Source organism: Pandoraea sp. (genome assembly GCF_004297875.1).
Classification (GTDB): domain Bacteria; phylum Pseudomonadota; class Gammaproteobacteria; order Burkholderiales; family Burkholderiaceae; genus Pandoraea.
Map to the genome: position 1 here is coordinate 168,435 of NZ_SCSK01000006.1, position 13,428 is coordinate 181,862.

At 62.3% G+C, this 13,428-nt stretch carries 12 protein-coding genes; 8 read left to right on the forward strand and 4 right to left on the reverse strand.

Going from position 1 to position 13,428, the window contains the following annotated elements; all coding sequences use genetic code 11:
• The first annotated feature begins 35 nt into the window (after positions 1-35).
• Positions 36-1,007, forward strand: coding sequence for a sensor domain-containing diguanylate cyclase (locus EPN80_RS03080; protein ID WP_293023516.1), 972 nt, complete (start codon positions 36-38; stop codon positions 1,005-1,007).
• Between the two features lie 59 nt (positions 1,008-1,066).
• On the opposite strand, the gene purM is transcribed toward EPN80_RS03080, so the two are convergent.
• The gene (purM, locus tag EPN80_RS03085; protein WP_293023519.1) at positions 1,067-2,113 is read right to left on the reverse strand and encodes a phosphoribosylformylglycinamidine cyclo-ligase; all 1,047 of its coding nucleotides are present in this window, start codon (positions 2,111-2,113) and stop codon (positions 1,067-1,069) included.
• Positions 2,114-2,208: 95 nt separating this feature from the next.
• Here purM and EPN80_RS03090 point away from each other — a divergent pair, with 95 nt between their 5' ends.
• The 7 genes from EPN80_RS03090 to panB all read left to right on the forward strand — a co-directional run bounded on the left by EPN80_RS03090 (position 2,209) and on the right by panB (position 8,241).
• Positions 2,209-3,282, forward strand: a complete 1,074-nt coding sequence (locus tag EPN80_RS03090; RefSeq protein WP_293023522.1) for an AI-2E family transporter — start codon at positions 2,209-2,211, stop codon at positions 3,280-3,282.
• 12 nt (positions 3,283-3,294) lie between these two features.
• Positions 3,295-4,038, forward strand: coding sequence for a DnaA regulatory inactivator Hda (gene hda, locus EPN80_RS03095; protein WP_293023524.1), 744 nt, complete (start codon positions 3,295-3,297; stop codon positions 4,036-4,038).
• A complete protein-coding gene (locus EPN80_RS03100) occupies positions 4,031-4,711 on the forward strand; it encodes an HAD family phosphatase (protein WP_293023526.1) in 681 nt (226 codons plus the stop codon). Before hda ends, EPN80_RS03100 begins: the two co-directional genes overlap by 8 nt.
• On the forward strand, positions 4,708-6,168 hold the full coding sequence (gene pcnB / locus EPN80_RS03105) for a polynucleotide adenylyltransferase PcnB (protein WP_293023529.1): 1,461 nt from the start codon (positions 4,708-4,710) through the stop codon (positions 6,166-6,168). Before EPN80_RS03100 ends, pcnB begins: the two co-directional genes overlap by 4 nt.
• Positions 6,165-6,680: a 2-amino-4-hydroxy-6-hydroxymethyldihydropteridine diphosphokinase gene (gene folK / locus EPN80_RS03110; protein WP_293023532.1), complete on the forward strand. Its 516-nt coding sequence runs from the start codon at positions 6,165-6,167 to the stop codon at positions 6,678-6,680. Before pcnB ends, folK begins: the two co-directional genes overlap by 4 nt.
• A gap of 27 nt (positions 6,681-6,707) precedes the next feature.
• Positions 6,708-7,361: a deoxynucleoside kinase gene (locus EPN80_RS03115; protein ID WP_293023535.1), complete on the forward strand. Its 654-nt coding sequence runs from the start codon at positions 6,708-6,710 to the stop codon at positions 7,359-7,361.
• A gap of 64 nt (positions 7,362-7,425) precedes the next feature.
• The gene (gene panB / locus EPN80_RS03120) at positions 7,426-8,241 is read left to right on the forward strand and encodes a 3-methyl-2-oxobutanoate hydroxymethyltransferase (RefSeq protein ID WP_293023538.1); all 816 of its coding nucleotides are present in this window, start codon (positions 7,426-7,428) and stop codon (positions 8,239-8,241) included.
• On the opposite strand, the gene EPN80_RS03125 is transcribed toward panB, so the two are convergent.
• The 3 genes from EPN80_RS03125 to dnaK form a co-directional block, all read right to left on the reverse strand.
• The gene (locus tag EPN80_RS03125; RefSeq protein WP_293023542.1) at positions 8,238-10,154 is read right to left on the reverse strand and encodes a bifunctional anthranilate synthase component I family protein/class IV aminotransferase; all 1,917 of its coding nucleotides are present in this window, start codon (positions 10,152-10,154) and stop codon (positions 8,238-8,240) included. The genes panB and EPN80_RS03125 overlap by 4 nt on opposite strands.
• Complete coding sequence (dnaJ, locus tag EPN80_RS03130) at positions 10,151-11,287, reverse strand: molecular chaperone DnaJ (RefSeq protein WP_293023545.1); 1,137 nt, start codon at positions 11,285-11,287, stop codon at positions 10,151-10,153. The genes EPN80_RS03125 and dnaJ overlap by 4 nt, the downstream gene beginning before the upstream one ends.
• 113 nt (positions 11,288-11,400) lie before the next feature.
• Positions 11,401-13,332, reverse strand: a complete 1,932-nt coding sequence (gene dnaK, locus EPN80_RS03135; RefSeq protein ID WP_293023548.1) for a molecular chaperone DnaK — start codon at positions 13,330-13,332, stop codon at positions 11,401-11,403.
• Positions 13,333-13,428 lie beyond the last annotated feature (96 nt).

Consider the following 13,428-nt stretch of genomic DNA (forward strand, 5'->3'; position numbering starts at 1 on the left):
CTACAATGGGGATACCAAGCACAACGGATGTCCCCATGCTCGCTCCCGCTTGCCCTGCCGACGAAGCGACCCGCATCGAAGCATTGCACTCGCTGAATATTCTCGATACCCCCGCCGAGGAGCGCTTTGACCGCTTTACACGACTGGCCAAGAAACTCTTCGGTGTGCCTATCGCATTGGTCAGTTTGGTCGATACCAATCGTCAATGGTTCAAGTCGAACGATGGCCTGTCAGTGCCGGAGACCCCGCGCGACGTGTCTTTTTGCGGCCACGCGATCCTGGGCGACGATATTCTGATGATTCAGGACACGCTCCACGACGAGCGGTTCCACGACAATCCACTGGTTACGCAGGACCCCGGCATTCGTTTCTATGCGGGATGCCCCTTGGTCGTCGCCAACGGCAGCAAAGTCGGTACGCTTTGCCTGCTCGATGTCAAACCCCGCAAACTGGACGATGAGGAGCGCGAATTATTGCGTGATCTGGCCCACATGGCCGAGCAGGAACTGACCGCACTGCAGATGGCAACCACGGACGAGTTGACTGGGCTGTCCAATCGACGGGGATTCGAGGCCCTTGCCCAGCACGCGCTGCATGTCAGCCATCGCATGGCGATACCCGCCTCGCTGCTGTTTTTCGATTTGAACGATTTCAAATCGATCAACGATACCTTCGGCCATGCGGAGGGTGATCGCGCGTTGAAGACGTTCGCCGCCGCGTTGCGCAGCGCTCTGCGCGAGAGCGACGTCATCGGCCGTCTGGGCGGCGATGAATTCGCGGTTTTTCTGACCAATGCGCAAAGCATCAAAATTTCCGCGTTGATCCAACGTCTGCGCCAGACGCTGGCGTCGCGCGACGAGGCGCAGCCACGAGCTTATCCAATCCACTTTAGCGTCGGGCAGGTTCAACTCACCCCGCAAAGCCCGTTGCCGATCAGACACCTGCTCGCCCAGGCCGATGCGGACATGTACGCGGACAAGCGACGGCACAAGGCCTCGGGTCAATAAAAAAGCGTCGAGCTTGCGGCTCGACGCCCGGATTGCCGTCGGCAACCTGCCTGTGAGCGCTACCGTACGATAGTCTGCGCCTCGCCATCCGCGCGGGCGCGAATCACGCCCAGGCGGTAGACCGTTTCACCGGCAGCCTGCAATTGTGATTGCGCCTGCTGTGCGTCTTCGGCGGCCACGATCACGGCCATGCCGATGCCGCAGTTGAAAACCCGATGCATTTCCGCATCAGCGACCTTGCCGTGCTGCTGCAGCCACTGGAACAGCGGCGGCATCGTCCAGGCGTCGCGATGCAAGTCGGCGCACAAATGCTCACCCAGGACACGCGGAATATTTTCCACCAGCCCGCCGCCGGTAATGTGAGCCATGCCCTTGACCGTAAGCGCCTGCATCAACGCGAGCAGCGGCTTGACATAGATCCGGGTCGGCGCCATCAGCACGTCGCGCAGCGGCGTACCGTGAAAATCGGCGTTCAGATCGGGTTGCGCGACTTCGATGATCTTGCGCACCAGCGAGTAACCGTTCGAGTGCGCACCGCTGGAGGCCAGGCCTAGCACCACGTCGCCCGGGGCTATCGTGCTGCCGTTGATGATCTTGCTCTTTTCGACCGCGCCGACGGCAAACCCGGCCAGATCATATTCGCCGTCCGGATACATGCTCGGCATCTCGGCGGTCTCGCCGCCGATCAACGCGCAGCCGGCCAACTCGCAACCCTGCGCAATGCCTTTGACCACCGTGGCGGCCGTTTGCACGTTGAGCTTGCCGCAGGCGAAGTAATCGAGGAAAAACAGCGGTTCGGCGCCCTGCACCAGGATGTCGTTGACGCTCATTGCAACCAGATCCTGACCCACCGTGTCATGCTTATTTAATTGAAAGGCCAGCTTGAGCTTGGTGCCGACGCCGTCGGTACCCGACACCAGCACCGGCTCACGGTATCTCTTGGGCACCTCGAACAGCGCGCCGAAACCGCCGATGCCGCCCAGCACGCCGTCGCGCAAGGTTTTTTTGGCGAACGGCTTGATTGCTTCGACCAACGCATCGCCGGCATCGATGTCGACGCCGGCGTCGCGGTAGGAAAGGCCGGGGGATTGGCTAGGGTGTGTCATGATGGGGATGATTCGCGCTTCTGTAAAATGGCGATTTTACCCGATGGCGGCCTGCCCGGCCGTGTTTCTGGCAAGCTGACAAGGATTTCCGCACGATGAACCAACCCGCAGGACTCACGACATATCAGCGCCAAGCCATTCTGTGGTTCGGCGTGGCGTTTGCACTCGGGGTTCTGTTTTATTTTCTGGGGCCGATTCTCACGCCGTTTCTGCTCGGCGCGATCTTTGCTTATATGCTCTATCCCGGCTGCGACTGGCTCCACCGCCATCGTGTGCCGCGCGGGGTGGCCGCGCTGTTGATGATTCTGGCGCTCATGATCGTGCTCACGCTGCTGGCTTTGCTCGTGATCGCTGCCGTGCAGAAGGAAGGGCCGCAATTACGCGAGCAGATCCCGGCGCTGCTGGCCAAGCTGAACGATTCGCTCGCGCCGCGGCTGTCGGAGTTGGGTATCAACCTGAGCTTCGACTTTCCTGGCATCAAGCAATTTCTCACCGACCAGTTCGCCGGCAGCACCGACGCGATTCTCAAGCAGGTACTGGCTTCACTGCGCACCAGCGGCAACGTCGCCCTCACCCTGGTCAGCAACCTGATCATGGTGCCGTTGGTGCTCTTCTATCTGCTCTACGACTGGCACGATATCCTGCGCCGGGTAAGGCAATTCATCCCGCGTCGCTGGCTCGAGCGCACCATGGAGATGGTCGTCGACATCAATCAGGTCCTGTCGCAATACCTGCGCGGGCAACTGCTGGTGATGGGCGTGCTGGCAATCTATTACTCTGTGTGCCTTGCCATCGCAGGCTTCGATGTCGCGTTGCCGGTAGGCATCTTCACCGGTCTGGCCGTTTTTATCCCATATATTGGATTCGGCACTGGCTTGGTGCTGGCGCTGCTGGCGGCTCTGCTGCAGTTCGGTGATTTTTATGGATTCGCGGCGGTAGCGGTCGTGTACGGCATCGGGCAGGTGCTGGAGAGCTTCTACCTCACGCCAAGGCTGGTGGGCGAACGGATCGGCCTGCACCCGCTGGCGGTCATTTTCGCGTTGCTGGCATTCGGTCAGCTCTTTGGCTTTTTCGGCGTCCTGCTGGCGCTGCCTGTCAGCGCCATTCTGATGACTGCCAGCCGGCAGGTTCGCCGCGCCTACCTCAGCAGCACTTTTTATAAGAATTGAGCTGACTCGCCTGTGAATCAACAATTGCTTCTCGATCTCGGCACGCCCCCGCCGGCGACGTTCGACAACTTCATCACGGGCGCGAACCGCGAGGCCGTTGCGCTGCTCGGCGGATTACCCGCGGCGCTCGATGGCGGCTTTGCCGCCGATCGCGGCATCTACCTGTGGGGCGAGCCCGGCTGCGGGCGCACGCACCTGTTGCACGCGCTTTGCCATGCCAGTCAGGCCGCGCGCCTGTTGACGCCGCATACACCGCTGGCAGCCTTTGCCTTCGACGAATCCACGCGCATCTACTGCGTCGACGATTGCGATACCCTGTCACCGACCCAGCAGATTGCCGCCTTCAACCTGTTCAACGAGGTGCGGGCGCGACCGCACTGCGCATTCGTGGCCAGCGGCCGTACGCCGCCACTGGCCACGCCGGTACGCGAGGACTTGCGCACACGTCTTGGCTGGGGCCTGGTATTTCAGCTAGCCGCGCTCGACGACGCCGGCAAGACGCTGGCACTGCAGACTGCGGCGCGCGAACGCGGGCTGGTCTTGAGTGACGACGTACCGGCTTATTTGCTGACGCATTTTCGCCGCGACATGCCAAGCCTGATGGCCTTGCTCGACGCACTCGATCGCTTTTCACTGGAACAGAAACGCGCCGTCACGCTCCCCCTGCTGCGACGTATGTTGATCCAGGCGCCCGGCGAGGGCGCTGCGGCAACTCATGACGCGGCGCCTTCGGGTAAAATCGCACCACATGAATAATCTAGCCCTCTTTGATCTCGATCACACCCTCCTGCCCACCGATAGCGACAAGGAATGGGGACGTTTTCTGGTGCGTATCGGCGCCGTCGACAAGATTGCCTACGCCCAGGCAAATGAAGCGTTTTACGCCGACTATCGGGCCGGCACGCTGGACATGCCAGCGTTCCTGCGCTTCGCGCTGGCGCCGTTGTCCCAGTATTCGCGCGCGCAGCTCGACGCCTGGCATGACCAGTTCATGCAGGAGGTGATCCACCCCGCGATCCTGCCGTCCGCGCTGGCGCTACTCGATAGGCACCGAAGCGCCGGAGATCTGTGTGCCATTGTCACCGCCACGAATAGTTTCGTGACGCGACCGATCGCCAAACAACTGGGTGTCGAACATCTGATCGCGACCGAGCCGGCGACCGTCGACGGCACCCCGGGCGCGAGATTCAGCGGTGACTACCTTGGCACTCCCAGTTTCCGGGAGGGTAAAATCGTCCGGACCGAACAATGGCTGCGCCAACTCGGCAAGCGCTGGTCCGATTTCGAGCGCAGTTATTTTTACAGCGACTCGGCCAATGACATTCCTTTGATGGAAAAAGTGACCGATCCGATCGCGACCAACCCGGACGAGACCTTGCGAGCCGCCGCCCAACGGCGCGGCTGGCCCATCATCGAGCTGTTCCAATGATCAAAAAGCTCATCAACCGGCTGCTCGGCAAGGACAACGTCGACGATTCGCCCGAGCCACTCGCGATGCAGCCCAACATCATCGGGCACGCCACCCACGGTATCGACCCAAGTCTGATCTCACGCAACGCGGTACGCGTGACTGACACGCTGCAACAAGCCGGGTATCAGGCATTTATCGTCGGCGGCGCGGTGCGCGACCTTCTGCTGGGCGTCGCGCCAAAGGACTTCGACGTCGCTACCAGCGCCACGCCCGAGCAGGTACAGCGTCTGTTTCGGCGCGCCCGCATTATCGGCCGGCGCTTTCAGATCGTGCACGTGCAGTTCGGCAACGAAATCATCGAAGTATCGACGTTTCGAGCGCAAGTCGATGCGCAGGACAGTGAGAAAATCGGCGCACACCGGCCAAAGCGCGGCGAGCTCGATCGCAAGACGCACGTGACCGACCAGAGCGGCCGGGTCTTGCGCGACAACGTGTGGGGTACCCAGACGGAGGATGCCGCCCGGCGTGACTTCACCGTCAATGCGATGTACTACGATCCGGCCACGCAAACGGTGCACGACTACCACCATGGCTGGGAGGACATCCGCGCTCGCGTCATGCGCATGATTGGCGATCCGACCACACGCTATCGCGAGGACCCGGTGCGCATGCTGCGCGTGGTGCGCTTTGCCGCCAAACTCGAATTCAGTATCGATCCGGCCACTCGCGCGCCGATCGAAGCGCTGGCGCCGCTCATCGACAACGTGCCGGCCGCGCGCCTGTTCGATGAGATGCTCAAATTGCTGCTATGCGGTCATGCCTGGCCCTGCGTACAGCGTCTGCGCGCCGAAGGCCTGCATCACGGCCTGCTGCCGTTGCTCGATGTCGTGCTGGAGCAGCCGATGGGCGAGAAATTCGTCGCGCTGGCATTGACCAATACCGACACGCGCATCCGCGCCGGCAAGCCGGTGTCGCCCGGATTCCTCTTTGCCGCGCTGCTATGGCACCTGGTGCTGGAAAAATGGCGTGCCTATCAGACCAGCGGCGAGTACCCGATCCCCGCCCTGCATCTGGCAATGAACGATGTGCTCGATGCACAGACCGAAAAGCTGGCGATCCAACGCCGCTTCACGGCCGACATGAAGGATATCTGGGGGTTGCAGTCACGTCTCGAGAAGCGGGTCGGCCGCACGCCGTTCCGCCTGCTCGAGCATCCGCGTTTTCGCGCCGGCTACGACTTCCTGTTGCTGCGTTGCGAGTCGGGTGAGCTGCCGCCGGAAGTCGGGCAATGGTGGACCGATTTCATTGCCGGCGACAACGCCGGGCGCGAAGTGCTGTTGGCGCACCCCCAGGCGGGCGCAGCTCCCGCCAAGCGCCGTCGACGCCCGCGCCGGCCGCGCAACAAAGTGGACGTCAGCGAAAATACCGCCGAACCGGTATCATCGTTGCAGCGAGACACAGGAAGCTCCTCATGACGGTGGCTTATGTAGGGCTCGGCGCCAATCTGGGCGACGCCCGTCAAACCCTCAAAGACGCAGTGGTCTGCCTGGCCCAGCAGGCTGGCGTCACTATCGTGGCCCGCTCGCACCTGTATCACAGCGCGCCGGTCGATGCCGATGGCGCTGATTACTACAATTGCGTTGTCGCACTGGAGACTCGACTCTCGGCCCATCAACTGTTGCGACTGTGCCTGGACATCGAGCGGCAGTTCGGCCGCGAGCGCCCATATAAGCACGCCCCGCGCACGCTCGATCTGGACGTGCTGCTGTACGGCGACGAGCACATCGACGACACCGATCTTACCGTGCCGCACCCACGCATCGCCGCCCGCGCATTTGTCCTTTTGCCGCTCAATGATCTGCGCCCGGAGCTGGAAATCCCTGGGCACGGGCGCGTCACCGACCTGCTCGCGGGCGTGGCGGATCAACGTATCGAACGGGTAGCGCTATGCTGCTGTCCGAACAAGCGCGCCGCAAACACGAAGTAGCGTGAAGCCCATTTCGAGCCTGCGACCATGAGACAAACGATACCGGCACGCTACCGCTACGTGGTGATCGAAGGGCCGATCGGCGCGGGCAAGACTTCGCTGGCGCGCAAACTTGCCGAACTGGGTGGCCACCGGATTCGGCTCGAAGACCCCGCCAGTAATCCATTTCTCGAGCGTTTCTACCGCGATAGCGCGCGCTTTGCGCTGCCAGCCCAACTCGCCTTCCTGCTCGAACGGGTCGAGGAGATGCGCGATATCGCCCAGCAGGAGATCGGCGGTAGCTCGCTGATTGCCGACTTCCTGCCGGAGAAGGACGCGCTTTTCGCGCGCTTGACGCTGGCCGACGACGAGCTCGCCCTGTACCGCGCGCTGAGCGCGCATATCGCGATGCCCCGTCGGATACCGGATCTGGTCATCTACCTTCAGGCCAGTCCGGAGGCACTCTTCTCGCGCATTCAAAAGCGTGCGATTCCGATGGAACTGCAGATTTCGGATGCCTACCTGCGGGCGCTGTGCGAGATCTACAGCGAGTTTTTCTACCATTACGCGGCGGCGCCGGTACTCACGATCGATACCGAACATCTGAATCCCGCCGAGAACGCACATGATTTCGACCTGTTGCTCGAGCGCATAGAGCACATGCGCGGACGCAAGGAAGTGTTCGTCAAAGGTACACGCTGAGTCTTCTTTTTATCGAGACCGCGGACGGCTTCGCCGCTGCCGGTCGGTCCCTCGGGAGTTGATCATGTCCTATCTGCAAGAGTCTGCCCGCAAGGCGGTCACCGTGCCCCGGTTGGCGCAGATGCGCGAACTCGGCGAGAAAATTGCCATGCTGACCTGCTATGACGCGAGTTTCGCGGCACTGCTCGACCGCGTCGGCGTTGATGCGCTGTTGATCGGCGATTCCCTTGGCAATGTCCTGCAGGGCCACCGCACCACGCTGCCGGTCACCGTCGCCGACATCGCCTATCACACCGCCTGCGTGGCGCGCGGCAGCGAGACCGCCCTGATCATCGCGGATCTGCCGTTTGGCAGCTACGGTACCCCTGAGCAGGCATACGCCAGTGCGGTCACCGTGATGCAGGCCGGGGCGCAGATGATCAAGCTCGAAGGCGGCGCATGGCTGGCGCCAACCATACGCCTGCTGGTCGAACGCAGCATCCCGGTGTGTGCCCACCTGGGCCTGATGCCCCAATCGGTGCATGCGATGGGCGGCTTCAAGGTGCAAGGAAAACATGACGCGGCGGCCAAATCGCTGCTGGACGATGCTCAGGCCGTGCAGAGCGCCGGGGCGCAATTGCTGGTACTCGAGGCGATTCCGGCCACGCTGGCGGCCGAGGTCACGGCGGCACTCACGATTCCGACCATCGGCATTGGCGCCGGGCCCGAGTGCTCCGGTCAGGTGCTGGTGCTGCACGACATGCTCGGCGTATTCCCAGGCAAGCGCCCGCGCTTCGTCCAGGATTTCATGGAAGGTCAGCCGAGCATCGCGGCCGCCGTCGAGGCATACGTGCATGCGGTCAAGCAGGGCAGCTTCCCTGCGCCTGCCCACTGTTTCTAGCCGCCCAGCACCACGAGTTCGGCGGGCACCGCACCGCGCAACGCATTACAGATCATCAACGCCTGCGCGTTGAGCAGGTCGTCACGCGTGAGTACCGCCTCGCGCGCATTCCAGGCCGGATCGGCAAGCACGGCGCGGCGCATCACGCCGGGCAGCACGCCGCTCGACACTGGGGGAGTGAGCCAGGCCCCCTGCAGCTTGACGAATATGTTGCAGCGCGCGCCTTCGGTCAACTCGCCACGCTGATTGAAAAACAGCTGGTCGAAAGCGCCCAACGTCTCGGCCGCGCGCCAGGCCCGGTCGTACCGGGCCCGCACCGTGGTCTTGTGACGCAACCAAAGCGCGTCGCCATTGACCAAGGCCGCGGCGGGATCCAGCAAAACCTTGAGCCTGGCGGGTAGCGGCGTCAGCACGCCATGCGTGAGCGTGACGGCGCCGTCGCGTTGCAACGCAAGCCGCAATCGGCACGCGCGGCCGGCGGGCAATTCATTGCAGCGCGCCATCACAGCGGCGCGTACCGCTGCCGAATCGCAGATAAAACCGAAATACGCGGCCGATCGCTGCAGTCTCTCCAGATGCCAATCCAGATATCGCGCGCCCTCGGCGCGTGTGGCGTACATCGTCTCAAACAATGCGAATCCCGGGTCCATGGCGCTCAGAAAATTGGCCTTGAGACGACACTCGGCCCACTCGCTGTCGGCCTCGCTGTCGAGCACGATGCCCGCGCCCACGCCAAGTTGCCCGCGGCGCAATCCATCGGCGCGCGGTGCATCGAGCGTGAGTGTGCGGATCGCCACGCTCAGACAAAAGTCGCCCAGGGGCCCAGCGTTACGGGGCGAATCGAGCCAGCCGATCGCCCCGGTATACAGGCCGCGCGGCGTTTTCTCGAGGGCTTCGATCAACTGCATCGTGCGGTGCTTCGGGGCTCCGGTGATCGACCCGCAGGGAAATAGCGCGCGCAACACGTCCGCGAATCCGGTGCCTGACCGCAGGCGAGCCTGTACCGTCGAGGTCATTTGCAGAACATCGGCAAAGCGCTCGACGCAGAACAGCGCCGGCACACTCACTGATCCCGGCATGGCCAGTCGGCCGAGATCGTTGCGCAGCAGGTCGACGATCATCAGGTTCTCGGCCCGATTCTTTTCATCGGCGGCCAACTCGGCCGCCGCCGCGCGGTTGCACTCATTTTCGTGCGCTCCGGTATGGGCAGGAGCCGTGCCCTTCATCGGACGCGCCGTCAGTACGCCATCGCGGTGTTGCACGAATAATTCCGGAGAGAGCGACAGGATGGCCCTGCCAGCGGAATTACCGGTGCTGCCGGCCTCATCGGGCAGCATGATCAGCGCGCCAAACGGCACCGGCTGCCGAGCCCGCAAGCGCCGGTAGAGCGCAACGGGCGAGCCAAACGCGTCGAAATTCAGGCGGTACGTGTAATTGATCTGATAGCACTCGCCGGCGCGCAGCCATTGCTGGATGCGGTCGATCGCGTCGCCAAATTCGGCGCGCGACGTATCGGCCTGCAAGTCGCAAATGCCCGCAACGCCAAGCGCTGAAGGCAGCCCATCGGCAGAAATATCCTGCACCGGATCCTTGGCGGCGAGCCAGTCGTCGACCTCGTGCGCCTCGAGATGGCGGCAGTGCTCGAACAGCAAAAACACCAACTGGCCAGGCTGCGCCTCGGCACCCGCGCCGTGCATGCGCACACCAAACTCATAATCGATCAGAACGACAGCGAAGCACCCCGAGTGCAGGGCATCCTGCACTTCTGCGCACACGGCGTCCAGGCCGCCCGGTGCCGCGCACGTGACCCGGCGTATCAGGCCGGTATACAGCCGCGAGCGCGCCGCGCCGGCGCCATCGCCACTATCGTCGAGCAACGCAAAGCCGGCTTCGTGCGAGTAGCCGCCACTCATTCAAAGAACTGCTTGACGCGGTCGAACCAGCCCTTGCTTTGCGGGCTATGCCGCGCACCGCCTTCAGTCAGGGATTTCTCGAAGTTGCGCAACATCTCTTTCTGCGGATCGGTCAGTTTGACGGGAGTCTCAACCTGCACGTGAACGTACAGATCACCAGGATAACTCGAACGAACACCGCGAATTCCCTTGCCGCGCAAGCGGAAGGTTTTGCCCGTCTGCGTGCCCTCGGGCACGGCGAACGTCGCTTTGCCGTGCAGCGTCGGCACGTCGATATCGCCGCCGAGCGCCGCCGTGGCAAATGAGATGGGCATCTGGCAATGCAGATCGTCGCCGTCACGTTCAAAAACGTCGTGGGCCTTGATATGAATTTCTACGTATAGATCGCCGGCCGGCCCACCGTTGACGCCCGGTTCGCCGTTGCCGGACAGCCGGATGCGCATGCCGTCCTCGATCCCGGCCGGAATTTTGACTTCGAGCGTCTTGGTTTTCTTGATCTTGCCGACACCATGGCAGGTGCCGCACGGATCGGGAATATACGAACCGGTGCCGTGGCATTTCGGGCAGGTTTGCTGAATGCTGAAGAAGCCCTGCGACATGCGCACGGCGCCGGAGCCGCCGCAGGTCGGGCAGGTTTCCGGCTTGGTGCCGGGCTTCGCGCCGCTGCCATGGCACACTTCGCAGTTATCCCAGCCGGGCACGCGAATTTGTGTCTCGAAGCCGTTGGCAGCCTGCTCCAGTGTGATCTCCATGTTGTAGCGCAAATCGGCGCCACGATAGACTTGCGGGCCGCCGCGCCCTCGCCCGCCTTGCGCGCCGCCGCCGAAGATATCGCCGAAGATGTCGCCGAATGCATCGGCAAACCCGCCAAAGCCCTGCGCGCCGCCTGCGGCTCCCGCCATATTGGGATCGACGCCCGCATGACCATACTGGTCATAGGCCGCCCGCTTTTCCGGGTCGCTGAGCATCTCGTAGGCTTCTTTGGCCTCCTTGAACTTCTCTTCGGCATCCTTGCTATCTGGATTGCGGTCCGGGTGATACTTCATCGCAAGCTTGCGATAGACCTTTTTGATCTCGTCGTCGCTCGCGTTTTTCGCTACGCCCAGAATCTCGTAATAGTCACGTTTGGCCATATTCGTTCCACTTGTACTGCACGTCCCTCATAGGCAAAAAGCCGGGTCGGGCTTGCGCCTGAACCCGGCCGGCACGCGCCGCGGCTTTTCACCGCGACGCAGCGCATGCATGCTTACTTCTTGTCGTTGACTTCCTTGAAGTCGGCATCGACCACGTTGTCGTCCTGCTTGGCCTGCGCGCCAGCGGCTTCGGATGTGGCGCCTTGCGCACCCGCCTGCGCCTGCATATCGGCATACATCTTCTCGCCGAGCTTTTGGCTGGCCGTCGACAACGCCTGGACCTTGGCATCGATCGCTTCCTTGTCGGACCCGCGCAGCTCGTCCTCCAACTCCTTGATCGCAGCCTCGATCTTTTCCTTTTCGCCCGCATCCAGCTTGTCACCGTATTCGGTCAGCGCCTTGCGCGTGCTGTGCACCAGCGCATCACCCTGGTTGCGCGCGTCGGCCAGTTCACGCAGCTTGCGGTCCTCCTCGGCGTTGGCCTCGGCGTCCTTCACCATGCGCTGGATCTCTTCGTCGGACAGGCCAGAGTTCGCCTTGATGGTGATCTTGTTTTCCTTGCCGGTCGCCTTGTCCTTGGCGCCGACGTGCAAGATGCCATTCGCGTCGATGTCGAAGGTCACTTCGATCTGCGGCGTGCCGCGCGGCGACGGCGGAATACCCTCCAGGTTGAACTCGCCCAGCGCCTTGTTGCGCGCTGCGATTTCACGCTCGCCCTGGAACACCTTGATGGTCACCGCCGGCTGATTGTCGTCGGCCGTCGAGAACACCTGCGCATGCTTGGTCGGAATCGTGGTGTTCTTCTGGATCATCTTGGTCATGACGCCGCCCAGCGTTTCGATGCCCAGCGACAAAGGCGTCACGTCGAGCAACAACACGTCCTTGCGGTCACCCGAGAGGACCGAACCCTGAATCGCGGCGCCAGCGGCCACGGCTTCGTCCGGATTCACGTCCTTGCGCGGCTCCTTGCCGAAGAACTCCTTGACCTTCTCCTGCACCTTGGGCATGCGCGTCATGCCGCCGACCAGAATCACGTCATCGATGTCGCTGACCTTGACGCCCGCGTCCTTGATGGCGGTACGGCAAGGCTCGATCGTGCGTTCGATCAGTTCTTCAACCAGCGCTTCGAGCTTGGCGCGCGTGATCTTCAAATTCAAGTGTTTCGGCCCGGACGCATCGGCGGTGATGTACGGCAGGTTGATTTCGGTCTGCTGGCTCGACGATAGCTCGATCTTGGCTTTCTCGGCCGCTTCTTTCAGGCGTTGCAGCGCCAGTACGTCCTTCGACAGATCGACGCCCTGTTCCTTCTTGAACTCGCCGATGATGTAATCGATGATGCGCTGGTCGAAGTCCTCGCCACCCAAGAATGTATCGCCATTGGTCGACAACACTTCGAACTGGTGCTCGCCATCGACGTCGGCGATCTCGATGATCGATACGTCGAAGGTACCGCCGCCGAGGTCATATACCGCAATCTTGCGATCACCACCCTCTTTCTTGTCGAGACCAAAGGCCAGCGCTGCTGCCGTCGGCTCGTTGATGATCCGCTTGACATCCAGGCCCGCGATGCGGCCGGCGTCCTTGGTGGCCTGGCGCTGGCTGTCGTTGAAGTAGGCCGGCACGGTGATCACCGCCTCGGTCACCGGCTCGCCCAGGTAGTCTTCGGCGGTTTTCTTCATTTTGCGCAGCACTTCGGCGGAGATCTGGGGCGGCGCGTATTTGTTGTCGCGCACTTCGACCCAGGCATCGCCGTTGTCGGCCTTGATGATCTTGTAGGGCATCAGGCCGATGTCTTTTTGCACTTCCTTCTCTTCGAAGCGTCGACCGATCAGACGCTTGACCGCAAACAGCGTGTTCTTCGGGTTGGTGACGGCCTGGCGCTTCGCGGGCGCGCCCACCAGCACTTCGCCGTCTTCCATGTACGCGATAATGGACGGCGTGGTACGCGCACCTTCGGCGTTTTCGATCACTTTGACCTGATGACCTTCCATCAGGGCAACGCACGAGTTCGTGGTGCCCAGGTCAATACCAATGATTTTGCCCATGCTTTCTTTCTCCTAACCTATGTTCGTTTGGGGGGTGCCCCGTCAATGCCAATCTGACGCGAATATGCGTGCCGCGCCGCGTTTTTCAAGAGTTTT